This window comes from Flavihumibacter solisilvae (genome assembly GCF_000814475.1).
Lineage (GTDB): Bacteria > Bacteroidota > Bacteroidia > Chitinophagales > Chitinophagaceae > Flavihumibacter > Flavihumibacter solisilvae.
Window position 1 is genome coordinate 94,850 of the sequence record NZ_JSVC01000011.1, and the last position, 25,102, is coordinate 119,951.

General features: G+C 47.3%; 18 protein-coding genes and 1 riboswitch. Of the genes, 9 read left to right on the forward strand and 9 right to left on the reverse strand.

Annotation, left to right across the window (positions count from 1 at the left end; genetic code table 11):
- Positions 1 to 34: 34 nt before the first annotated feature.
- Positions 35 to 1,159 (forward strand): radical SAM family heme chaperone HemW, encoded by a 1,125-nt coding sequence (gene hemW / locus OI18_RS10755; protein WP_039139794.1) that lies wholly within the window; start codon positions 35 to 37, stop codon positions 1,157 to 1,159.
- Between the two features lie 9 nt (positions 1,160 to 1,168).
- Here hemW and OI18_RS10760 read toward each other — a convergent pair whose 3' ends face one another.
- The 5 genes from OI18_RS10760 to OI18_RS10780 form a co-directional block, all read right to left on the reverse strand.
- Positions 1,169 to 2,206: an NAD(P)H-dependent glycerol-3-phosphate dehydrogenase gene (locus OI18_RS10760; RefSeq protein ID WP_039139795.1), complete on the reverse strand. Its 1,038-nt coding sequence runs from the start codon at positions 2,204 to 2,206 to the stop codon at positions 1,169 to 1,171.
- Positions 2,207 to 2,209: 3 nt separating this feature from the next.
- Entirely contained in the window at positions 2,210 to 3,595 is a 1,386-nt protein-coding gene (locus OI18_RS10765; RefSeq protein ID WP_039139796.1) for an efflux RND transporter periplasmic adaptor subunit, read from the reverse strand.
- A 35-nt stretch (positions 3,596 to 3,630) separates the two neighbouring features.
- Positions 3,631 to 5,100, reverse strand: coding sequence for a TolC family protein (locus tag OI18_RS10770; RefSeq protein WP_052273088.1), 1,470 nt, complete (start codon positions 5,098 to 5,100; stop codon positions 3,631 to 3,633).
- Between the two features lie 81 nt (positions 5,101 to 5,181).
- Positions 5,182 to 6,342 carry a trans-sulfuration enzyme family protein gene (locus OI18_RS10775; protein WP_039139798.1) on the reverse strand — a complete coding sequence of 387 codons (1,161 nt, stop codon included), beginning with the start codon at positions 6,340 to 6,342 and terminating at the stop codon, positions 5,182 to 5,184.
- A gap of 29 nt (positions 6,343 to 6,371) precedes the next feature.
- Positions 6,372 to 7,733, reverse strand: coding sequence for an APC family permease (locus tag OI18_RS10780; RefSeq protein WP_039139799.1), 1,362 nt, complete (start codon positions 7,731 to 7,733; stop codon positions 6,372 to 6,374).
- Positions 7,734 to 7,809: 76 nt separating this feature from the next.
- Between OI18_RS10780 and OI18_RS24525 the strand changes: the two genes are divergently transcribed.
- The 3 genes from OI18_RS24525 (at position 7,810) to cobT (ending at position 13,159) form a co-directional block, all read left to right on the forward strand.
- Complete coding sequence (locus OI18_RS24525; RefSeq protein WP_052273089.1) at positions 7,810 to 9,864, forward strand: TonB-dependent receptor plug domain-containing protein; 2,055 nt, start codon at positions 7,810 to 7,812, stop codon at positions 9,862 to 9,864.
- Positions 9,836 to 10,053, forward strand: a riboswitch (cobalamin riboswitch). It overlaps the preceding gene by 29 nt.
- A 110-nt stretch (positions 10,054 to 10,163) precedes the next feature.
- Positions 10,164 to 12,110 (forward strand): TonB-dependent receptor plug domain-containing protein, encoded by a 1,947-nt coding sequence (locus OI18_RS10790; RefSeq protein ID WP_039139800.1) that lies wholly within the window; start codon positions 10,164 to 10,166, stop codon positions 12,108 to 12,110.
- 20 nt (positions 12,111 to 12,130) lie between these two features.
- Positions 12,131 to 13,159, forward strand: coding sequence for a nicotinate-nucleotide--dimethylbenzimidazole phosphoribosyltransferase (gene cobT / locus OI18_RS10795; protein WP_052273090.1), 1,029 nt, complete (start codon positions 12,131 to 12,133; stop codon positions 13,157 to 13,159).
- On the opposite strand, the gene OI18_RS10800 is transcribed toward cobT, so the two are convergent.
- Positions 13,146 to 13,781 carry a response regulator gene (locus OI18_RS10800; protein ID WP_039139801.1) on the reverse strand — a complete coding sequence of 212 codons (636 nt, stop codon included), beginning with the start codon at positions 13,779 to 13,781 and terminating at the stop codon, positions 13,146 to 13,148. The two genes, cobT and OI18_RS10800, sit on opposite strands and share 14 nt — an antisense overlap.
- Positions 13,782 to 14,040: 259 nt before the next feature.
- Here OI18_RS10800 and OI18_RS24435 point away from each other — a divergent pair, with 259 nt between their 5' ends.
- From OI18_RS24435 to OI18_RS10825, 5 genes are all read left to right on the forward strand, one after another.
- Positions 14,041 to 16,407, forward strand: a complete 2,367-nt coding sequence (locus OI18_RS24435; RefSeq protein WP_082037924.1) for a PAS domain-containing sensor histidine kinase — start codon at positions 14,041 to 14,043, stop codon at positions 16,405 to 16,407.
- A 50-nt stretch (positions 16,408 to 16,457) separates the two neighbouring features.
- Complete coding sequence (locus tag OI18_RS10810; RefSeq protein WP_039139802.1) at positions 16,458 to 16,892, forward strand: response regulator; 435 nt, start codon at positions 16,458 to 16,460, stop codon at positions 16,890 to 16,892.
- Entirely contained in the window at positions 16,889 to 19,093 is a 2,205-nt protein-coding gene (locus OI18_RS10815; RefSeq protein ID WP_082037925.1) for a PAS domain S-box protein, read from the forward strand. The genes OI18_RS10810 and OI18_RS10815 overlap by 4 nt, the downstream gene beginning before the upstream one ends.
- Positions 19,094 to 19,102: 9 nt before the next feature.
- Positions 19,103 to 19,687, forward strand: coding sequence for a Crp/Fnr family transcriptional regulator (locus OI18_RS10820; protein ID WP_240312757.1), 585 nt, complete (start codon positions 19,103 to 19,105; stop codon positions 19,685 to 19,687).
- Between the two features lie 63 nt (positions 19,688 to 19,750).
- A complete protein-coding gene (locus tag OI18_RS10825) occupies positions 19,751 to 20,620 on the forward strand; it encodes a pirin family protein (protein ID WP_039139806.1) in 870 nt (289 codons plus the stop codon).
- A gap of 3 nt (positions 20,621 to 20,623) precedes the next feature.
- On the opposite strand, the gene OI18_RS10830 is transcribed toward OI18_RS10825, so the two are convergent.
- The 3 genes from OI18_RS10830 to OI18_RS10840 all read right to left on the reverse strand — a co-directional run bounded on the left by OI18_RS10830 (position 20,624) and on the right by OI18_RS10840 (position 25,084).
- On the reverse strand, positions 20,624 to 21,196 hold the full coding sequence (locus OI18_RS10830) for a nuclear transport factor 2 family protein (protein ID WP_039139807.1): 573 nt from the start codon (positions 21,194 to 21,196) through the stop codon (positions 20,624 to 20,626).
- 88 nt (positions 21,197 to 21,284) lie between these two features.
- Complete coding sequence (locus OI18_RS10835) at positions 21,285 to 21,845, reverse strand: RteC domain-containing protein (RefSeq protein WP_039139809.1); 561 nt, start codon at positions 21,843 to 21,845, stop codon at positions 21,285 to 21,287.
- A 47-nt stretch (positions 21,846 to 21,892) separates the two neighbouring features.
- A complete protein-coding gene (locus OI18_RS10840; protein WP_039139811.1) occupies positions 21,893 to 25,084 on the reverse strand; it encodes an efflux RND transporter permease subunit in 3,192 nt (1,063 codons plus the stop codon).
- Positions 25,085 to 25,102 lie beyond the last annotated feature (18 nt).

Consider the following 25,102-nt stretch of genomic DNA (forward strand, 5'->3'; position numbering starts at 1 on the left):
AAAATCCGGTAAAAGATAAATTGATACGCACCCCTTGGCAGGCATCTACCTTCATATCCCCTTCTGCAGAAAAGCATGTCATTACTGCAATTTCCATTTTTCTACGCTATTGAAAAATAAGAACGCAATGGTAGACGCGATATTGAAGGAAATTTCGCGGGAAGCCTATAAACTTAAGGGTCAGCCGGTAGAGACGATCTACTTCGGTGGGGGAACGCCTTCATTACTCACGGAAGAGGAACTGGATCACCTGATGGAAATGTTATTCAGAAGCTTCGATGTTTCGGCCGGAGCCGAGATCACTTTTGAAGTTAACCCTGACGATATTACCCGGGAGTCTCTTGCAGCCTGGAAAAAATCGGGCATTAACCGGCTCAGTATCGGGGTGCAGTCTTTCCGCGATGAAGACTTGGCCTGGATGAACAGGGCTCACAATTCCGGGGAAGCGTTAAATGGTATCCAGCTGGCTCGTGACGCAGGTTTCAACAACCTGACTATTGACCTGATTTACGGAACGCCGGGGCTAAGTGATAAAGCCTGGGAGGAGAACGTGCAGAAAGCCATTAGTCTCGGTGTACCTCATTTGTCCTGTTATGCACTTACCGTTGAACCGAAAACCCGGCTGGAAAAAATGATCCGGACTCACCAGGCAGCCGATACCGACCCGGAGCAGCAATCGAGGCAATTCCTGTTATTGATGGACTGGCTACGGGCGGCGGGTTACGAGCATTATGAGATCTCCAATTTTGCGCGGCCAGGGTTCCGGAGCCGGCACAACAGTGCATATTGGCAGGGCGTGCCCTACCTCGGATTCGGACCGGGCGCACACTCTTATAATGGTAAAACCAGGAGCTGGAATTTGGCAAACAACGCGCTTTTCATGCAGGGGATTGAAAAGGACATTCCTGTTTCTGAAGAAGAGGTACTGACAACCAGTAACCGCATCAATGAGTACATCATGACTTCTTTGCGGACCGCTGAAGGCATGGACATGCGAAAGATCAGCGATGAATACGGTGATGAATATGCGAAAGCTGTGGGTGACCGTATTGGCAAATACCAAAGTTCCGGTCAACTTATCCAGGAAAACGGTGTCATCCGGCTTACCAATGAAGGCAAGCTGTTTGCGGATGGTATAGCAGCCGATCTTTTTTGCTGATTTTCCCGATCAGATCAATGTTTCTTCTATAAGTTCGAACCCCTTTGCAGGCGGGAGGTGTTGCCAAAGGATCCTGTAAACCGTTTCAGCGATGGGCATATCAGCTTTTACTTCACGGTTTACGACGTGCAGGCACCTGCTGGCATTATAGCCTTCGGCCACCATATTCATTTCCAGTTGTGCCGACATAACCGAATACCCCTTCCCTATCATATTGCCGAATGTCCGGTTTCGACTAAATAAGGAATAACAGGTAACCAGCAGGTCACCCATGTAAACAGAGGCTGCATAGTTCGCCGCTTTTTTGTGGGTGATGGGATTTTCGCCGTCGTGCACACCAACTTCCACGTGTTTAATTCCGACTTTCCGGAGAAACCCGGCCATTTCATCTGCACAATTCGCGATCAGTACACTCTGGAAGTTATCGCCGTATTCGAGGCCATGGGCAATTCCCGCACCCAGCGCATAAATATTCTTCAGCACAGCTGCATACTGTACGCCGATAACATCTTCATTTACAACCGTGTTAATATAATAATTCCTGAAGTTGTCTGCGATTGATGCTGCCCTGCTTTCATCAAGGCCTGAAAATGTGAGATAGGACAACTTTTCGTTGGCTACTTCTTCCGCATGACAGGGACCCATTATGGTAAAATAATCACCCAGGGGAAGACTGAATTTCTGGGCGAACCATTCATTAAGAAGAATATTCTGTACCGGAAGCATACCCTTTACGGCCGAGACTACTGCTTTTCCTTTAAATGCGTCCGGCGAAAGTGGTGCGAGTGTTTCTTCCACAAAGGAAGAAGGCACTGCAACAACGAGCACATCGCTGTCTTTTACGATAGTACTGATATCGGTGCTCAACCGGATCCTGGAGGTATCGAAAGTCGCCGATGAAAGATAATGGGGATTGTGTTTGCGCTGTGATAAGTGTTGAACGATCTGCTCATTCCGAACCCACCAGTTCAACGGAAGCCGGTTATCCGTAACGATCTTAGCCAATGCCGTCGCCCAGCTTCCACTGCCTATTATGCCCAACCGCATGCTTTATTTCTTTTTAGATTCAAACAACTCTTCCTTTTTAACAATCTTCACTTTATCACCATCTTTCAATGATTTTGAAATAAGCGAATAGGGACCTGTAACCACTTCATCCCCCGGCTTCAGGCCACTCAGTACTTCGATATAGTTGATGTCCTGGATATTCGTCCGGACTTTTATCCGCTTGATCGTTGTTTTGTCTGCCTGCAGTACAAAAACCACTTCATCCAGTTCGGAACTGATCGACCTGCGCTCTTCCTCCGGCTTATTGGCATCTTCATTGGCCGCTACGGAAGTTTTTGTTTCAGCGACTGCCTTGTCTGAATCCTTTTCACGGGTTGTAACTGCATTGATCGGGGCAGCCAAAACATTCTCTGCACGTTTGGTCTGGATATCAGCACTCGCGCTCATGCCCGGGCGGAACGGGAAATTCTTGGGCCGTGAAGGGTCGAGCAGATCTTTATAGGATTCCGGCAGCAACCGGATATGTACCTTATAGTTTGTTACATCAGTAGAGGCGGCAGCGGTGGCCGTTCCCAGCGTTGTGCTGCTGCTTGCGATCTGGGTTACGATGCCTTTGAATTTGCGGGTGTTGTACGCATCAATTTCCACCAAAGCTGAATCGCCGAGATGTACTTTGGGAATATCATTCTCACCCACATCCACGCGGACTTCAATTTTATCCATGTCTGCGATCCGCATCATTTCCGTACCGGTCATTTGCGCTGTACCCACAACGCGTTCCCCCTTCTTCACCGCCAGCAGGGAAACAACGCCATTCATCGGGGCCACAATCGTGGTGCGGCCAAGGTTTTTATTCGCTGTTTCAAGGTTGGCCTGTGCACTTCTTACTGCAGCCTGGTTTCCCCTGATACCCTGCAATGCAGCATTATAATTCGCCTTTGCAGTGTTGTAAGCATTCTCCGCCTGTTCAAATTCAGAACGGGAGATTACTTTTTCCTGCATAAGTTGCTGCTGTCTTTTATATTGGGCGTCTGCCTGGCTCAGGGCTGACTTAAGTGCCTCAAGCTGCGCCTGGCTGTTATCAACCTGTGCCTGCTGCCTCATAACGTCAGCAGCTACCTGGTCGCGCTGCGTCAGGTACACATCGGCAAAAATGCGGGCGAGAACCTGTCCCTTGCTAACACTATCCCCTTCCTCTACACGCAGATCGATGATCTCACCGGAAATATCTGAACTCACTTTCACCTCAACTTCAGGGTAAACTTTACCACTGGCATTCACGGTCTCAATAATAGTTCGCTTTTCCACTTTTTCGGTGCTGACCCTGATGCCTTCTTCCTTGCCGAGTACACCGGCTTTCTTCATGCCAAAGAGTGCAGCGATCAAAACAAAAACGCCTATGATGATCCAGATAACTTTCTTATTCATATCTCAAATATATGTAGGTTGACGGGTTTAGGAGGTTAAAGACGGATGCCCTGCCCTTTATAAAATTCCAGCACTTTCATCCTGAACACATAATCAAACTGCGCATTGGCCACATCAATTTTAGCACGGGTTAAATTTGTCTGGCTGGTGATCAGTTCGAGCGTTGATAACATTCCCAGTTCATAACGGCGGGTAGCAAAATCAAAGGATCGTTGGGCGGCCGCTTCTGTCGACTTGCTGGCATTAAATTTCTGCAAAGACGACACGGCATTGGTGTATGCGTTGTAAATATCCCGTTTTAAATTAAGATTTGCCTGTTCAATTATAAGATTGGCATCCTTCAGGTTTAGTTTTGACCGCATGTAACTGGTGCGCGCCTGGTATCCGCTGAAAATAGGAACATTAATACCAAGTCCGACATTCTGCCTGAAGTTGTTCGAAATCTGTGAACCCCAGCCACTCCACATTTCAGCCAGGCCGATATTTTTCTGAATGATTTTCACATCAGGTGCCTGAACCGGAATTAATGTACCATCTACATTTACAACGCCATTTAACGGACTTGGGTCACGGTATCCAATAAATTCCGCCCCGGTTGTTTTGATATTTGAATTCGCAAAGTTTGAAGCAAGGCCGCCGAACGCAAACAACGAGGGGTAGAGCCCGGCTTTAACCTGTTTGATAGCACGTTCAAGAGACTGTCGTCTGAGTTCGTTTGCTTTCTGCTGCGGAAAGTTTTTAACCGCCATGCCATAAACGAAACCTGGTTCAAGGTCTGCAATTGGTTCAACGGGGATCAGTTCCACCGGTGGTACTGCTATTGCGAAAGGCTGAGATGCATCTATATTCAGAAGTGTCTTCAGCGCGATCAGGTTCAATGCATATTGTGCTTCCGCGCCAATAACAGTTGAGCTGTCGCGGGCAACCTGGGCCTCCAGGTCAACTGCATTCAATTCGGGCAATGAACCTGCTGATACCCGTTTACGCGTGTCGCCCAGTTGGTTCTGGCTTTGCTTCAATTGTACATTTACAATATCTATCTGTACTTTGGAAAGAAGGGCGGTAAGATATGCAGTGGCTACACTTAAAGCGAGGTCATTCTTCGTTTTTTCCACATCAGCGGCAGATGCCTGTGTCTCCAGGCGGCTCGCAGCAATCCTATGATTCACCTGGTTCCAGTTGAAAATGGTTACACTTGTATTGAACTGAAATCCCTGGAACAATAACTGCTGGTTAGTGAAGAGGTTGGTTGTGGGGTCGATTGAACGTCCGAACTGCAAACCGGTATTCGTATTAAAATCTGCATTGGGAATCCGGGACTTCAGACTCTGGTTGTATACCAGGTCAGCATCTTTTTTTTGTATATCAGCCTGTCGAACAGAGATATTATTCTGCAGTGCATATTCAACGCAGCGACGCAGGTCCCACAAATCCTGGGCCTGTGACTGCATTCCAGCCAGGGTACCGGACAGCAATAACAATGAGATCTTTCTCAGAATCTTCATGAAAAACGGTTAAGGGCTTAAAAATAAAGAATTCACGCTCACAAGGGAAACGGTAATTTGAAGAATGGTGAATTCACCCATTCACCCGGCCCCGAAAGCCTGGTCCAGATCTGCGATCAGGTAGTCTGCGGATTCCAGTCCCAGGTAGATCCTGATCATCCGGTGCTCCTTTTTTTCAGGATTGAAATGTTCCGGCTTAATTCCTGCGCATCTTGGAATAATCAGGCTTTCATGCCCGCCCCAGCTAACAGCCATCATCATATGCTGAAGTGATTCACAGAACCGCACGATCTCTTTGCGGGAATCTGTTTTATATACGATGGTAAGCAGGCCGCAGCCGCCATCCATCTGCTTTTTTGCCAGCTCATATTGAGGGAAAGAGGGGTCAAGCGGGAAAATTACTTCTTCGACCTTTGGGTGGTTTTTAAGGTATTCCACTACGCGGCTGGTGGTTTCCGTTACCTGCTTCAACCTGATTGGCAATGTACGCAATCCGCGTATCAGCAGCCATGCATTGAAAGGCTGGATCCCGCTCCCGATATTCAGGTATTCACTGTCGAAGATCTTTTTCATCATGGCATGCGAACCGCTGATGACCCCGGCTACCACATCTGAGTGACCGCCGATGTATTTGGTGGCAGACTGCAGGGAAATATCAATCCCCATTTCCACCGGCCGCTGGTAGACTGGTGTGCAGTAACTATTGTCACAGATCGTCACGATGCCCTTCTCCCTGGCAAAGGCAGCCACCGCGCGAAGGTCCTGCAGGGCATAAGACCAGCTGTTCGGGGATTCCAGGTATATAACGGTAGTATTCGGACGAACTGCCTGGTGAAAGTTTTCAATCTGTGTTCCGTCGATGTAAGTGGTTTCCACACCAAAACGCGGAAGGATCACATCAAACATCCGTTGTGCCCAGGTATAGGGACTCTTAACGGAAACAATATGATCACCGGTTTTCACATTCGCCAGAACGGCTGCAAAAATAGCTGCAGCGCCGCTGTTGAATACCAGCGCATCTTCCGCGCCGTCGAGCGCTGCAAGTTTTTGACGCAAGATGTCGAGTGTAGGATTGATGCCGCGGCTGTAGAGGTAGCCGCTCATTTCATCGTCAAAAGCCTTTCCTAATTCATCAACTTTGCGGAATGCAAAATTGCTTGTCTGCATGATCGGCGGAGCCACTGCATTGAAATACTGGCTTCTTTCCTCTCCAAGTTCATTCAATATATAAGAGAGATCCATAAATTCTGTAAATGTTTTTTGGGTTTGGGTTACAACGCTGATTTAACCTGCTGTCCGGGCTTCTTTCCCTTCACTACCAGGAAATAAATCAGTAAAAATAGGGCGAAAACAGCAAGCCCGGTGTAAGCAAGATGCGGAGTACTTAAAAGAATACTGATTCCCACGAACACATAGGCTGAAATAAATATGACCGGCATCAGGGGAAATAGTTTCATGGTATAAATGCCGGTGTTATCAAGATGCCGGGTACGCTTGCGAAGGATAAAAATGGTCGCAGCAGAAAATGCCATCCCTATGGAATCAAGGAAAATGGTAAATCCAAGAATCTTATCAAAAGTATTGGCGAAGAAAAGAACAAGGATGCTTGCCGCAGCAAAAGCGGTAAGGCTCACGGTGAGCACGTCCCGCTTCTGATCTGTTTTTTTAAACGCCGCAGGTAGAATTCCATCCTTGCTCATCGCATACATTACCCGCGGATTACTTAATAGCAATACATTCACATAGGCCAGTACAGCCAGGAAGAGCAGGATGGTAAAAATGAACTTCCCGGTTGCGCCAAACATCTTCTCTGCCACAACAGCGGCAATTCCGCTGGTAGTTTTGAGCTGATAGAAACCAATCATGTGCACGTAAGCCAGCTGCACAAGCAGGTACAGGCCAATAATCACCAGGATACCGATGAATATTCCGCGGGGAATGGTCCTGCGGGGGTCCTTCACATCCTCACCAAAGTTGATTGTCTGCTGGTAACCTCCATAGGTAAACGACACCGCGACCAATGCAATGCCAAAAGATTTAATATAATCCATTGTCGTAAAAGCGGCATCAGCAGCGGGCTTAAGGGAAGAGGTGATTGGAGAACTGTCTGCCCCCGGGAAAAAAAGTCCCGCTATCAGCACTACGATCATTGAAATTTTGATCAGCATCAGCACATTCTGCGTTTGCGAACTCATCCGGAGACCGGCAAGGTTTACGCCATAAAAAATTGCCACTGCTCCCATTGCTATCAGGGCTTTTACGAAATCTGTCGGTGGTGTTGCGAAGAGCAACTGGGATATATATTCACTGCCGATCAATGCCACCAGGGCGAGCGATGCAGCATTTGAGATGAGGATAATGCAGTTGATCGCAAACGCGACCGAAGGGTGATAACATTCAGCAAAAACCTTATAATATCCCCCGGTGATAGGGAACCTTGATCCTATTTCGGCATAAGTCAGCGCACCGCAAAGCGCAATGACGCCGCCTGCTATCCATGCGGCAAAGTAAACGCCGGGAGTAAGCGCAGCCTGCGCCGATGTGGTAGCAGTCCTGAAAATCCCCATCCCGATAACGAGACCGATAACGATCATCGTAAGGTCAAACAGTTTTAATTGGTTCTTGCTGGTCATCCAATGAAGATAGGAGAATATGTGAATCGGCGAATGAATGACTGAGGATTGATGGAGACAGGCTTAACTTTATTGCATGAAATCAATTCGCATCCTTATCATATGTTTACTTTTCTCATTTAATAATATCGCCCAGGTAACCTCACTGGATTCCGTGATAGTGCAGGGATACCTCCAATCAGTACCATACAGAAACGCATCCTCCGCTGTTGGCCTTGTCAGGCAGGCTGACTGGGAACGATATTCACCCGCCGTCATGCTTCCTTCACTTAACACCATACCGGGAGTAAGAATGGAAGAGCGTTCGCCGGGAAGTTACAGGCTGGCCATCAGGGGAAGCTCACTCCGCTCTCCCTTTGGTGTCCGGAACGTCCGTTTATATTATAACCAGCTGCCTTTCACCGATCCAGGTGGGAATACGTACCTGAACCTGTTTTCCCCGTTGGCATTCAATACACTGGAAATCCAAAAGGGACCCGCCGGAAGCGCGTACGGGGCCGGAACAGGTGGTGTACTGATTGGCAGCAGTGATACCGCCGCTCAGGATCTGCTTAACATTCGCTTTCTGCATGGCAGCTATGGACTGAACCAGTTTGATGCGGCAGCTGATCTTTCTTCAACAGCAATGGATAACCGAATCCAGTTCAGTAACCAGCACAGCGATGGATACAGGGATCACACAAGTATGCGACGTACATATGGGAGCTGGACGGGCAAAATAAAACAGGGAGAGAAAGCGTCGCTTTCAATCCTGGCATTGTACAGCGATCTCTGGTACCAGACACCGGGCGCGCTTACACTTTCACAATACAAAGACAATCCACGGCAGGCCAGGCCGGCCGCGGGAATGTTCCCGTCGGCTGAAACAGCTAATGCGGCAATCAGGCAAAAAACTTTCTATAGTGGCATACATGAACAAATTAATGCAACTGATAATTTAAAGTTTGATTTCGCCGTGTATGGCGCATGGACAGGTGTTACAAATCCAACTATCCGTAATTATGAAAAAAGGACCGAACCTCATTATGGGGGCAGGTTCAGTACCAGTTACCGCCGGGATATAGGGAAATCCGTCATGATACTGACGGGCGGCGGCGAATACCAGCAGGGACATTTCAAAACCGAGGTATTTAAAAATGCCGGCGGACAACCCGACAGCCTGCAGACAGCAGATGCGATCACTCCACAGAATGCATTGGTCTTTGCACAGGTAAAGTTCATGTTACCGGGCGGCTGGGTACCGTCTGCAGGTCTAAGCTGGAACCGGAACAGTGTGGAGATCAGGCGTGAGACGGTAGTTCCGAACACAATCTTTGAAACCCGGTACAACGGCGAATGGGCCCCGAGGTTTGCTTTATCAAAACAATTTGGGGCTGTCACCGTCTACGGTGTGGTCGCCAAAGGTTTCTCCCCTCCCACTACCTCCGAACTGTTGCCGTCTACAAGTATCATCAACTCGGGGCTCCAGGCTGAATGGGGCTGGAATTATGAACTTGGAGCCAGGGGACGCATCCTCAATCAAAAATTGTGGTATGACCTGAATGTATATTATTTCCGCCTGAATGATGCAATTGTACAGCGTCGCGATGGCAGCGGTGCAGACTATTTCGAGAACGCGGGTTCCACAAAACAGTTCGGATTTGAATCCTATATCACTTATAATTTACTATCATACCCTGATCGACCCTGGGGCATCCAGGCATGGCTCAGTTATGCACTTCAGCAATATACTTATGATGAATTCGTACAGTTGCAAACCGAGTTCAGCGGCAACCGCATTCCCGGAGTGGCAAAGCAGGTTTTCCAGGCAGGAATAGATGTGAAAGGACCATGGAATTCATATATCCATGGCAGCTATCAGTATACTGATCCCATCTGGCTGAATGATGGCAACACAGAAAAAGCTGATGCATTTCATCTTGTGGCTGCAAGGATAGGTAGTCAGCTGTTCAGGAATTTCAGCTGGTTCGCCGGCGCCGATAATCTTTTGAATGTAACATACAGCCTGGGAAATGATATCAATGCAGCAGGAGGACGTTATTACAATGCAGCAGCAAAAAGGAATTATTACGTGGGCCTCGGGTTTCATTTGAAAAAGGACTTACCTTCGCAGCGCGCCCGGTTCAGGTGAATAATATGTTCACCAGATTAAAAGGGAAGTCCGGTGCAATTCCGGCGCTATCCCCGTAGCTGTAAGTTTTTGTCAATAGTAGTTTATCTGCATTGACCTGTTCAATCTTCACACCACTGCCGGATCAAACGGCGGGAAGGTATTCAACAGCAAACAAGCCAGAAGACCTGCCAGGCCATAACATTCATTTTCGCTTTCGGGAGAAAAGCTGCTAATGTAAAAGACCGGGGTGCCGGTCATTTATATTTCTTCTATTCCTTTTTCCGGAAGCAGTCACAACAACCTATTTTTTTCTACACATGAAAAAACAATGGATCATGGTGGCTGCTGCAATGGTCAGCGGCCAGGCATTTGCCCAGGACAACAACGACAGCACAACCCGCAAAACACTGGACGAAGTGGTGGTTACTGCAAACAAAACACCCCAGAAACAAAGCACTACGGGCAAGGTAATTACAGTGATCAATAAAGATCAGATCAACAAATCAGCAGGTAAGAGCCTTGGACAGGTATTGAATGAACAGGCGGGCATTACCATCAACGGTGCGCTTAATACAATGGGTACCAACCAGACAATTTATGTGCGCGGAGCCGCATCCGGCAGGGCACTGGTTCTGATCGACGGCATTCCGGTAAATGATCCGTCACTGATCAGCAACGAATTTGATCTGAACCTGCTCTCGCTGAACGATGTGGAGCGGATTGAAATCGCCAGGGGTGCACAGTCAACTTTATATGGCAGTGATGCTGTGGCTGGTGTGATCAACATCATTACCCAGCGCAAGGACCAGGCTGGTCCCTTGAACCTGAAGGGAATGGTAAGTGCCGGTAATAACCGCACACTCAACGGAGGTATGCAACTTGCCGGCAAGACTGGAAAGCTATCGTATTCCGCTACTTACAACAGCCTTAAAACGCGCGGATTTTCTTCAGCGGAGGACAGCACAGGCACGAACAATTATGATAACGATGGATTCGATGGATACAACACCGGGGCCCTGTTGAAGTACCAGTTTGTACCTGCATTATCCCTTGCTGGCTTTTTCCGTTACAACAACTACAGGACAGATAATGACGCTTCGGCATTTACTGATGACCGTGACTTCACAACAAGGAGTAAAAACCTCATCGCAGGTAGCAAACTTCAATACAACCGTAACAGGTTGTTCGTAAACGCAACCTACCAGTACAGTGATATCAAAAGGATAATCAATGATGACAGCCTTCACCAGGGCGGGTTCAGCAAATTTTCGAATGATGACTATTTTGGCAGGAACCAGTTTATTGAAGCATTCGCCACATATAATCTTGGTGCCGGCGTCAGCTTTCTTGCCGGCGGGGATTACCGGTTCAGCAGCATGAACAATGAATATCTTTCGATCAGTGCCTGGGGCCCTTTCGAAAGCGCCTTCAATGACACATCACTGTACCAATACTCCGGTTTCGCATCTGCGTTCTACCGGAGCCGGTCAGAAAAACTGAACATTGAACTCGGCGGCCGATACAATAAACATTCGAGGTACGGCGAAAATTTCACCTACACATTCAATCCGTCATACAGCATCAACAGCAACCTGAGGGTTTTCGGAAGCATCGCTTCTGCATACAAAACACCATCACTTTACCAGCTGTATTCTTCCTATGGCAACAAGGACCTGAAACCTGAAAAGAGCACCACATTTGAAGTGGGAATCCAGCAGCAGCATGACAGGATCAGCAACCGGGTAGTTTTCTTTCACCGGAACATTACAGACGGACTTGATTTCGACTATAATAACTTCCAGTACTTCAATATCAATGAGCAGACGGTAAACGGTATCGAGCTGGAAAGCAGCTGGACTCCTGTAAGAGGATTGGTGATTACCGGAAATTATACCTATCTCGATCCGACGGAAGATTCACAAAGCAGGCTTACATTCAAAGACAGCAGCTACAGCTACCTGTTGAAAAGGCCTGACCACCAGTTAAACCTGCAGGCAGGATACCAGTTCAGGAACGGATTTTATGCAGCTGTTGGCGGCAAATATGTTAGCAGCAGGTATGATGTCGGCGGTTACCAGGTTCCGGATGTAAAACTCGATGCTTATGTGATCTTCAACGCACAATTATCCTATTCCCCGGATGATCGGATAAGAGTATTTGCCAATGCCCAGAATCTTACGGATAAAAAGTTCACCGAGATCAGGGGATACAACTCAATACCTTTCCTGCTGACAGGTGGAATTGTGTTCAACTGGGGGAAATAGATCCCTCACAATCAAGCATTATGAAAGACCTCAGATCAGCATTACAGCAAAGGATCAGCAACAAGATCAAACCAGTCGGATCATTGGGACTACTTGAAGAGATCGCGATTAAAGTGGGTCTCATCCAGGGACGGCCCGATCCGGCTATCGTGAATCCATGCATCGTACTGTTTGCAGGCGATCACGGGATTACCGCAAGCGGACTTGTGAATCCTTATCCTGCCGCAATAACCGGCAGTATGATGGAACATTTTGTGAACGGCGACGCAACTATCAACGTGCTCTGCCGCCAGCACAACATCTCATTTAAAGTTGTTGATGCCGGAGTGAATGCTGATCTGGGGCATTTAAAAAACACAGCTTGCTTTATCGATGCCCGGATAGCCCCGGGAACGCGGGATTACAGGGAAGGTCCCGCTATGACCTTTGAAGAAATGGAAAGGGCAATAGCTATCGGAAAACATCTCGTTGAGAGCATTGCAAAAAGCGGCTCAAATACTATCGGCTTTGGTGAAATGGGAATAGGCAATTCTTCGTCGGCTGCATTGATCATGTCAGCCATCACCCATGAGCCCCTGGAAAAATGTACAGGCAGGGGAACAGGAGCAAACGATGTACAATTAGCCATAAAACTCCAGACGCTGAGACAGGTAATGCAACAGCATGAATCTGTAGTACAATTAAAGTCACCGTTAAAAACACTCCAATATTTTGGCGGGTATGAAATCGCCATGATGACGGGAGCCTACCTGGCGGCGGCTGAAAATAACATGGTGATCGTTGTGGATGGATTTATCTCTACTGCCGCATTGCTCATTGCCCATGCAGTGCAGCCATCCGTAATCGACAACTGTATTTTCGCACATGTATCCGGTGAGCAGGGTCACCATCGCATGCTCCATTACCTCAAGGTAAGACCCCTGCTGCAACTTGGAATGCGGTTGGGTGAAGGCACTGGAGCCGCTCTTGCAATCCCTTTAATTCAATCTGCTGTACTAGTGTTGAATGAGCTGGGTGAAATGCAACATCCGGCTGTTACTGTTTCCTGAGATTAAAAGCATTTCCCATCTCAACGAGTTCAAGCAGGTTCTTTACACCCAGCTTGGTAAAGATGCGGGCCTTATGCGTTCCCGTTGTAGATGTGCTGATCCCAAGCTGGCGGGAGATTTCCGTCGTAGTTTTTCCACTGATCAGCATCATGGTAATTTCAAATTCTTTACCGCTCAGTTTTTCAAACGGGCTAGTCGAATTTTTATCATTAAGTCCTGATGCCAGGTGCTCGGCAAGATCACTACTGATATATCTACGGTTATTCAGCACCAGGTCGATGGCCTTTTTCAGTTCCGCAAGGCCGGAATTCTTTGAGACAAAACCTTTGGCGCCGGCCTTCAGGAAGCGGCTTGCATAAATGTTTTCTGCGCTCATGGAAAAAATCAGCACGCGAAATTCAGGGTATTGGGCACGGATGTATTCCATCAGACCGAAGCTGTCTGTACCCGGGATATATACATCCATGATAATGAGATCATAAGGACGTTCCTTGAGCCGCTGAATTGCTGTCGCTTCGTCACTGGCTTCATAGATGTTACTTGGCTTAAACAATTCAGACAATACACTTGCAATTCCCGCTCTGACTATCTCATGATCGTCGATCAATAAAAAATTCCTCATCAGTGTAGAAATCTAACGACACTAAAGTACATCTTTTTACTATTGATCAAAATCACCTGCCTTCCGATATTTGCACTCGCAACCATCCGTTGTTAAGTCCAGTATCCAGTCCAAACCGAAAAACTGAATCCCTGACCTACCAGATCGTCCTTAAAAGGTTTTAGGAGACAGCAAGGGCACAAAATTTCTTTTTCACAAGGAGATTTTGTGTCCATTTTTTTTATATCATTATCTATATTCATTCACAAGCATTGCGGTCATGAACAGGGAAGTCAATGAACAAATGAAGGAAGAACTGGAGCAGTTGCGAAAGCAATTGCAAAAGGCTGAAGCCCTGCTGCAGCAAAGGGAAGAACAGTTTTCGCGTTTGAACGATGATCTGTCGGTTCAATACAGGCAAATATTCGAGAAGAGCCCGATGCCTATGTGGATCATTGACACTGAATCCAAGAAATTTCTCGCAGTAAACGAAAGGGCAATCTGTCATTATGGGTACAGCAGGGAAGAATTTCTGAAAATGTCCATCAAGGATATCCGGCCGATTGTTGACATTCCAAAGCTGAAAACACTGACGTGGGAAACGGAAGGCCTGAACACTGTTTATCGCGGCACCTGGAAACATTTCAAAAAAAATGGCGAAGCCATATATGTGGAGATCACTTCACACCAGATTGAATATAGTGGGCGTAAAGCATCACTCGTATTAGCAAACGATATCAGCGAAAAACACCTGTCCGAAGTACAGGACGACTTTGAAAGGCAGTTCAGGGAAGCGCTGTTTAACAGCACAGACGATCTCATCTGGAGTGTAGATCGGAATTACCGGCTGATCATGGCAAACAATGCCTTTCTTGACCGGATGCGGACTGTAACGGGCGTTGAACTGCGGATCGGGGAGTCACTGATGATGAAGGACAAATATTCTCCTGAACACCTGGCCTATTGGGAAGGTTTATACGACCGTGGGTTCCGGGGCGAAGCATTCAAGGTAGACATGCACAGTGATCACGCCGATCCGGACCAGAAAGTATGGTGGGACCTCAGCCTTAATCCGCTTTACAACGATGGGGAAGTGATTGGAATTTCCTGTTTTGCGAGGGACATTACACTAAAGATCAATCACCAATACCAGGTGCTGCGTCTCAATCAAAATCTGAAAGCGGCACAGAAGATCGCAAGATTGGGTTACTGGGATCTGGACCTGGTTAACAATACACTGTTCTGGACAGACGAAGTATATAATATCTGGGGCACCAGTCCTTATTACTTTAAGTTAAGCATTGACAGTTTCAGGGCGACAATTCATCCGGATGACCTGGAAAAATTTGACTGTCACCAGCAGAAGGCACTCAACGGTGAATCCGATCTCGAATTGGAACACCGGATCATGCTTCCTGACGGGAGCGTCCGGTATGTGTATGAAAGAGGCACAGTAACAAAAGATAAAAACGGCAATGCCATCAGGCTGGAAGGTACCGTACAGGATATTACGGAAAGGAAGAAAACAGAAGAGATCATCAGGGCCAGTGAAGAGAAGAGCAGGCTGATCATGAACGCAGCGTTGGATGCAATCATTTGTATTGACCTGAATGGTAATATTACGTATTGGAACCCGCAGGCAGAAAAGATCTTCGGCTGGAAGGAGGAAGAAATCGCAGGAACAAACGTCGTTGACCTGGTAGTACCGGCCTTCTATCGCAAATGGTATGAACGCGGAATCGAAGTGTACCGCAACACCGGAACCGGTGACATGTTAAATACGTTGATAGAACTCAGCGCTATTGACAAAATGGGCAACGAATTCCCCATAGAACTAACTGTCTCGGCTATACGCCAGGGCGGTGAAGATTTTTTTTGTGCATTTATTCGCGACATTTCCGAAAGAAAAAAAGCTGAAGAAAAACTTTTCTCCATAAACGAAGAACTAAGTGAACGCGCCTCCGAACTGGCGGTATCGAATGCCGAACTGGAAAGATTTGCATACATCGCTTCCCATGACCTGCAGGAACCGCTGCGGATGGTTACCAGCTTCCTCCAGCTGATCGAAAAAAAATACACTCCGCTGCTTGATGATACAGGCCTGCAATACATCCATTTTGCCGTAGACGGAGCCAACCGGATGAAACAGCTTATCCTCGACCTGCTCGAATACTCGCGTGCCGGTTCGAACAAAGAATTAACCGGCAATACGGACATGAACGAAGTAATGGCCGAAGCCCTGCAGGTAATGAATGAGCGGATTGAAGAGCTGAATGCGGTGATCATAACCGGGACACTACCAGTACTTCCCAACACCAGGAAAACTCAACTGGCACAACTTATGCTGAATTTAATCAGCAATGCACTGAAATATCACGGTGAAGAGAGGCTGCAAATCAGCATCGGCGTAAAAGAAGAAGCTGCATCATGGGAGTTTTACGTTAAGGATAACGGGATAGGGATTGACAAGATGTTCTCAGAAAAAATCTTTATCCTGTTTCAACGGCTGCATTCGAAAAGCGAATATTCCGGTACCGGTATCGGTCTGGCAATCTGTAAAAAAATAGTTGAACAGCATAACGGGCGAATTTGGGTGGAATCCGAAGCAGGCAAGGGTTCCAGCTTTTACTTTTCGCTCCCGAAATGATCCGATTGTGGTATTTTTACAACTATCCATACCCTATAATCACCAGGTAAATGAAGGAAATTCACATATTGCTTATTGAGGATAATGAAGGAGATGTTATTTTGACACTCGAGGCGTTGAAAGAAGGTAAAGTGAAAAACCGGGTTACAGTCATCAATAATGGCTGGGATGCCTGGCTGTTCCTTAAAAAAGAGGGGCGATATTTCTCGGTTGAAACCCCTGATCTCATCCTGCTCGATATCAATCTTCCCAAACTAAATGGCAAGGAGGTACTAAATAAGATCAAACACGATGATCTGCTGAAGAAAATTCCTGTCGTCATACTGACTACTTCATCTGCCGAAAATGATGTTCTTGACGCATACAACCTCCACGCAAACTGCTATATCACCAAACCTGTCAGCTACAGGGATTTTGCAGATGTGGTTCACAAGGTCGGGGGATTCTGGAACAGTACAGTAACACTTCCGAAAAACCAGGTATGATACGCAATTTCCTAATGAACATACTGATGGTTGAAGATAATCCTGGAGACCAGGTGTTATTGCGTGAGCTGATCCGGTCGAGTGGCATCACGTACAATCATATTTATGCCGCAGGAACAATCAGGGAAGCTGTACAGTTATTGGAGAAACACCAGGTCGACATCTTACTTCTCGACCTGTCATTACCCGACGGCTACGGTATCGGGTCATTCAAAACGATCCGTGACCAGGCACCCGGCATTCCGGTGGTAATACTTTCGGGAGTCGCCGATACCAGGATGGCACTCGAAGCAATTACACTGGGAGCGCAGGATTTCCTGCTAAAAGGTGACTTCGACGGAAAACTGCTGGCAAAAACCATCTTCTATAGTATTGAAAGAATGCACAGCATGCAGGCATTGCAGGAAAGCATTCAACGCTACAACCTTGTAAGCCGGGCAACAAATGACATGGTATGGGACTGGAACATTGAGACAGGAACAGTTTACCGGAACAGGGAAGGATGGAAAAAGATCCTTAAATCCGAAGCCCCGCAATCAGAAGTGGGAACTGAGTCGGACTGGGACAGCAGGGTTCATCCTGAAGATGTGGAAAGAGTATCGAAGGCCATCCATGCACTTAGGATCTCCCAGGACGCTGAGAATTTCGAATTTGAATTCCGGGTTCGCCGCGATGACGGAAGCTATGCGTTTATCCTGGATCGTGGGCATATCATCAGGGATGAAAACGGTACGGCAATACGAATGATTGGTGCGAGCCAGGACATTACTGAGAAGAAACTTACGGAGTTAAACCTCCGGAACAGCGAAATGAGATTCCGTTCACTGATTGAAAACAGCTGGGATGGACTGGCAATAGTAGACTCTACCGGTATCATCCGCGATTTCAGTCCCTCCGGAACCCGCATCCTGGGATACAGACGCCAGGACGCAATTGGCATGAATGCATACGACCTCGTTCACCCGGTTCACCGCGAACGGATGATATTCGTAATGAAGCAGATTGTTGCAGAAAAAGAGTCGGCGCAATATGTGGAACAGCTGATGCGAAAAGCCGATGGCACTTACGGCTGGGTTGAGGCAACGTTACATAACCAGCTGCATGAGCCCGCCGTGGGCGGAATTGTGGTGAACTACCGCGATATCAATGAACGAAAAAATGCGGAGCAGAATCTCCGGCAATCGGAAGAGCGTTTCAGGTATCTCTTTGATAACAACCCCGCCTCTATCATCATCTGGGACCCGCAGACATTTCGTGTGCTTGAAGTAAATGATGCTACCATCAGGCAGTCCGGTTATACGCGCGAAGAGCTGTTGTCTTCCACCATTATGAACAGGATTGCGGAAAAACCGGAACATATCCGCGAACTCGCGGAAAGAGTACTTGCAGATCCAAATTTCAGGCAGACCAGGATCACAAGGCTCTTCAATAAAAACGGCGAAAAAATGTTTATAGAATTTGCATCTCACCGGATCGAGTATGAGGGCAAACCCACAATACTTGCACTGGGAAACAATGTAACAGAAAGGATCAAACTTGAAAAGCAGCTGGAAAGCGAACGCGTCGAAAAGCAACAGGAAATAACCGATGCCGTAATTTCTGCACAGGAAAATGAACGCCAGGAGATCGGTCGCGAACTGCATGACAACATCAACCAGATCCTTGCAAGTTCCCGCCTGTATCTTGGCCTTGCCCTTAATGAAGTCGGCATGTCGGGACCGCACCTTAAAAAAACCGACAAGCTGATCAATGCGGCCATTGACGAGATCAGGAGCCTGTCACATTCGCTTATACCTCCACCACTTCACGATTCCGAACTCAGTGACGCCCTTGACCACATCATTGAAACTACGTCGAGGATCACAGAAATTTCCATCTCCCATAACCTGGAAAACTTTTGCGAACAGGGCCTTCCCGATAAGCTGAAGCTGACCATTTACCGCATCGTGCAGGAACAGTTTACCAATGTTCAGAAACATGCCAGGGCTACTGAAATAGATCTATCCCTTACCAGGGATGAAAGCCAGGTTGAACTATCGATCCGCGACAATGGTGCCGGCTTCGATTCTACAAAGAAACAACCCGGAGTGGGACTCCTGAACATCAAAACACGTGCATCCCTTTTTAACGGCACAGTTGACATCCATACTTCGCCAGGTGCCGGTTGTAATCTCATTGTCACTTTCAGTATGGAAGAGTAGATTTGCTGAATGGCACAAATGAAATATGACCTTTTGCTGGAGAAAATATCCGCTCAGGTAAAACTGTCTGAAGAAGAAAAAGCATTTTTCCTGTCAAGAATCCAGTACAAAAAGATTAAGAGGAAACAATTGTACCTGCAGGAAGGTGATGTGAGCAGGGCGATTACATTCGTGTTGTCCGGTTGCCTGAAACTCTATTCAATTGACAGGAACGGGTTCGAGCATATCCTGCAATTTGCCCCTCCCGGCTGGTGGGTGGGTGATATGAAAAGCTATATCTACCAGGAACCTGCTTTACTTAATATAGACGCTATCTATGACAGCGAACTGGCCATAATCCCCAAGCCGGAGCTGGATGATATTTATACCCGAATTCCTGCATTTGAGCGCTTCTTCAGGATCCTTGCTGAAAATGCCATAGCAGCCTACCAGCAGAGGCTGATCAACAACCTTAGCCTTCCTGCCAAAGATCGCTATTCCACATTCTGTGAGTTATACCCCACACTTATCATGCAGCTGCCACAAAAAATGATTGCCTCTTACATCGGCGTTACGCCCGAATTCCTGAGCAAGATGTTAAAGCAACAGGCTTAACCTAGGTTATTGGCCCTGCCTGTATCCCCATTGTACTTTTGAGTCGTTAAATTAACGAGCGATATGAAAAAGACAATAGAAAAAATCAGTTCCAGGCCTTCACGCCCTGGCATGGTTGGTGACGGATTCCGCGTATTCAACTATATACCGGGGGCTGGCATTACGCAGCAGCGGATGAGTCCGTTCCTGATGCTTGACTTCAACGCTGAGTATAACTTTGGTCCATCGGAAACCGTCAAAGGAGTTGGTGTTCACCCACACAAAGGATTTGAAACTGTCACCATTGCATATAAAGGTAGTGTCGCCCACCACGACAGTACAGGCAACAGTGGGATAATCAACCCGGGTGATGTGCAGTGGATGACTGCCGGCGCGGGTATCCTGCACAAGGAATATCATGAAAAGGAGTTTTCAAAAACAGGCGGCCCATTCGAAATGGTACAGTTATGGGTAAACCTGCCGAAAGAACATAAAGCAACACCTGCACACTACCAGGCGATAACTGCCGGGGAAATGGGAAAGATAGAGTTGCCGGATAACCGTGGCGTGGTAAATGTAATTGCCGGTAAGTTTGGTGATGTGTCGGGCCCCGCAAGCACGTACTCACCAGTGAACCTGTTTGATATCAAACTGCAGAACGGAGGTGAAACCATTTTCAATATTCCTGCTACCCATAATACCTCCCTGCTGGTCATTAACGGCAATGTGAAAGTGAACGGAACAGAAGTTAAAGAGCACTCATTCGTTCTGTTCGGAAATGAAGGTGAGGAAATTTCCATTGCAGCAGATGACAATGCCGTAGTGCTGGTCATCAGCGGCGAACCGATCAATGAACCCATTGTAAGCTATGGCCCTTTTGTAATGAACACCGAACAGGAAATCCATGAAGCTATAATGGAATTCCAGTCAGGCAAATATGGTGTGCTTGAATAATTGTTACTTACCAGGCTTGCTGGAAACAGCAGCATTTATAGGAGCACGATCCAGGTATTGAACCACCCTGTCAATCTTGTCATTGGCATCGAAATGCATAACAGTGTGGATCGACTGGGTCATATTGTTACCGGATTTGTATTTCACATTTACGGTATACCATCCGAGTAACCAGACGCCGGGCTCTTCATTAGCCTGTGACTCAAGAACCCTGGCAGGCAACCAGATCATATTGCTGAAGGCCACTGAGTCGATAACTTCGGATCTCCGCTTTTTCCAATATCCTGCTATTGCAGCTTTTCCATTAATGCTGTCGCCGCTGTTCCATTGATAAACAGCATTGTCAGCATACTGTGACATCCAGCTGTCAATATCACCTGAAGTCAGGGCGGCTAATCCCGCCCTTCCTATTTCTATATACTTTTCATCGGCTACTTCAATTTTTCTGAACCGGCCGGAGGTACCGCTGGCAGTTGAAGTTGTATCGCCGGTACCGGATGTTTCATCTTTGGTTGCGGCGGTGTTGCAGGAAAAGGCAATGCTGATGCAAAGCATCCATACAAATAGCTTTTTCATTGCTGTATAATTAAGTATAAGATGTAAAAGCTGTACGGAATTTTCAGTGCGAGTATGGCGGGTAGGAAATCGTTAGTGAATGTAAAGATTAAATATGAACCAGTGAAATTGACTTTAAGCGGATAGAAGCAAATTCATGAAAGCGTTCATGCGCCCATAACTGGGCAACAAGTTCATCATGCGTGCTGCATAGAAAGGCACTGGAATCGTAAGGAGTCCGCCATACAACCGGCACTTCAGCATCTATCGACCGAACGAAATATTCTTCATCGTGATGCGTGTATCCCTTCCTGAAGTATTCCACAAATGCGGCATGCTGATCATGAAACTGGACAAGCCGGCCTGCTTCTTTTCGCCAATAGGCTGGCCAGCCGACAGGATCCGGCGGCACGAAAGCAAGAGACTGGAAAATTTTGGTAAAATATTCAATCCGCCCGGTGAATAACGGCTTTACCCGTTTAAAGAAATAGATCTCATCCCGGATACTTTCATATCCTTCTGACATCACGCTTGACTGTAAGCGGCTCCAATGCTGAAGGCAGATCATGAAGGCCTTTGCTGCTGCGTCGCGCTCCGGGGAGGGCTGCAAATCAATCGCATTAAGAGAGTCTACCATCGACTGGTAAATCTCCCGATGACTGGTTTTCATAAAATACTTTTCAGGGTCTCGGATTAGCCCCAAAAGTAGTCAAAAAATCATGACCTGCTCTCGTGGATGGATTTATCTATTGTTTCTTCCTGCATTTTTCCTTCTTCATATTTTTTCAACTTCCTGCCATAAGAAATTTTCGTAATAAGCACATACAATACGGGAACAACGAATATCGCGAGTGTGGTTGCTGCAAGCATTCCGCCAAATACTGTCCAGCCAATAGTCTTCCGGCTTTCCGCAGCGGCACCAGATGCAAAGGCCAGGGGAAGTACACCCAGGATAAAGGCCAGGCTCGTCATCACAATCGGACGCAAACGAAGCTCAACTGCCTGCAAGGTGGCGTGAACGATATCCATCCCCTTATCAACCCTTTCCTTCGCAAACTCTACGATCAGGATGGCGTTTTTGGCTGCCAGCCCGATCAGTGTGATCAACCCGATCTGTGCATAAATGTTATTACTTAGTGCCGGGAGAAAAGTGAGTGTCAGGATTGAACCGAATGCACCGATCGGTACGGCGAAAAGTACGGAGAAGGGAACCGACCAGCTTTCATACAAAGCTGCCAGGAACAGGAACACAAATACAATGGAAATGGCGAAGATGATGTTTTGTGTGTTACCGGCGGCAATCTCTTCACGGCTTAATCCTGAGAATTCATAACTATAGCCATCCGGAAGCGTCTCAGCCACTTCACGTAATGCCTGTAAAGCCTGCCCGCTGCTGTAACCTTCTTTTGGTGATCCATTTATTTCCGCAGACCGGTAAATGTTATAGTGGGAAATTACGGCAGGCGCCTCAATCACTTTTGTTGTGATCAGTGAACCCAGCGGAACCATGTTTCCCTGGCTGTTACGGACATAAAATCTTTTTACGAGCTCAAGATTGCTCCGGTAGGTACTGTCGGCCTGCGAGAACACCCTGAAGTTTCTTCCATACACATTAAAATCATTGACGTAGCTGCTTCCGAGAAAAGTTGACAGGGTAGCGAATACATCGGACACCTGGACACCAAGTTTTTTCGCCTGCTCACGATCTACATCCATCTGGTAGCTTGGTGTGCGCGCGTTAAAGAAAGTAAATGCAAATCCTATTTCAGGTCGCTGATACAATTTTCCCAGGAACTCGTTCGTCACTTTTTCAAACTGTTGAAGGCTATCGGTGCTCGTGGTCTGCTGAAGTTCGAATGTAAAGCCGGAAGTGGCTCCCAAACCGGGAATGGCAGGTGGCGCGATTACCAGGATCCTGGCTTCTTTGATATCGGCAGTAATCGACCTGATCTTGTTCATAATCGCCTGGGCATGCTGGCCTTTATCTTTTCGTTTGTCCCATGGCTTCAGGCTGACGAATATTGTACCTGCATTTGACTTCGTGGAAAAGCTGATAATATTAAGCCCCGCGAGTCCGCCCACCACGTTCGTCTCAGGTATCTTCATGATCCTCCCGATAATATCATTCAGCATGGCCACACTTCGACCGGTACTTGTCGCCTCCGGCATTTCATAGGTAACAAACATCCTGCCTTCATCTTCGGTCGGCAAAAACCCCGTTGGTTTGTTTTTGAAAAGGAAGAACAGGCCAACGAACAACACAACCAACATTGCGAGGACAAATGGCGTTCTGCGGATCCACGCTGCCACTGAACTTGCGTAACCGCGCGTTACCTTGTTAAACCACCTGTTGAAATGGAAGAAGAAATTTTCCAGCCAGTTACGTTTTGCACCCTCTTCTTTAGATGGCTTCAACATCAGGCTGCAAAGGGCCGGAGTGAGCGACAATGCCACAAACGCTGAAATCAACACGGATACCGCAATGGTGATGGCAAACTGCTGGTAAAGCCTTCCCACAATACCGGGAATGAATCCCACAGGTATAAATACTGCAGCCAGGATCAGGGCGATGGCGATCACAGGTCCGGAGATATCGTGCATGGCTTTCTGCGTTGCCTCTTTCGGCGACATTTTATCGTGATCGATATTGTGCTGCACAGCTTCCACCACCACAATGGCGTCATCCACCACAATTCCGATCGCAAGTACAAAGGCAAATAAAGTCAGTGTATTAATTGTAAAACCAAGCGGACCAAAAAATATAAATGCACCAATGAGTGATACCGGGATGGCCAATACCGGGATGAGTGTTGCCCTCCAGCTTTGGAGAAAAAGGAATACCACGAACACTACCAGCGCCATCGCTTCCAGGAAAGTATGCAGTACTTCATTGATAGAAGCATTAACAACCGTAACCGTTTCGAGCGGAATGGAATAATCCACGTCTTTCGGGAAGTTCTTCTTCAGTTCGTTCAGCGTCTTCAATACCCCTTCGTACGTATCTAATGCGTTGGCTCCGGGCGCCTGGTAAATCAGGAGAAAAGCGGCAGGCTTTCCCATCGCGAAGGCATTGATGCCATAGTCAAATTTGCCAAGCTCAACGCGGGCCACATCTCTCAGGTACACAATGCTACCTTCCGCGGGGCGATTCCGAACAATGATGTCCTCAAATTGCTGCCTGGTGTTAAGGCGGCTGTTTGTAAGAACAGAGTACTCAAAAGTCTGTGCAATCGGCTGTGGGTTACCTCCTACCGTTCCGGCTGCTACCTGCAGGTTTTGTTCCGCGAGAGCTGCATTTACTTCTGATGGTGTCATCCTGAGTGCTGCAAGCTTTTCCGGGTTGAGCCAGATACGCATACTGAAATCATCAGCCCTCGAGAAAACATCTCCCACCCCTTTAACGCGGGTAATGGCATCTTTTACATAGAGGTTAACGTAGTTGCCTATAAAATTCACATCGTGTGTTCCGTTCGGCGAATAAAACGCAAGGGCGACCATTATACTTGGATTGCGTTTCCTGACGGTAAGACCCAGTCGCTTCACGGCGTCGGGAAGTGTTGGCTCAGCAACGCTCACCCGGTTCTGCACATCAAGAGTGGCTATATTAATATTGGTCCCTACTTCGAAATTAACTGTAATACTGCTCTGCCCGCTGCTTGTGCTGTTGCTCGTCATGTATGTCATGCCGGGTGTTCCGTTCACCTGCGTTTCAATGGCCGTTGTTGTCGTCTGTTCAACGGTTTGCGCATCCGCGCCGATAAAGTTGCCACTGATGGACACTGTCGGCGGCGTGATTTCGGGATACTGGGCAATCGGCAGATTGAATAAAGAAATGAGTCCAACCAACACGATCACAACGGAAATAACTATTGCGGTTACCGGGCGTCGTATAAAAGTATCTGCTATCATGCTTGATCGGCTTTAGGT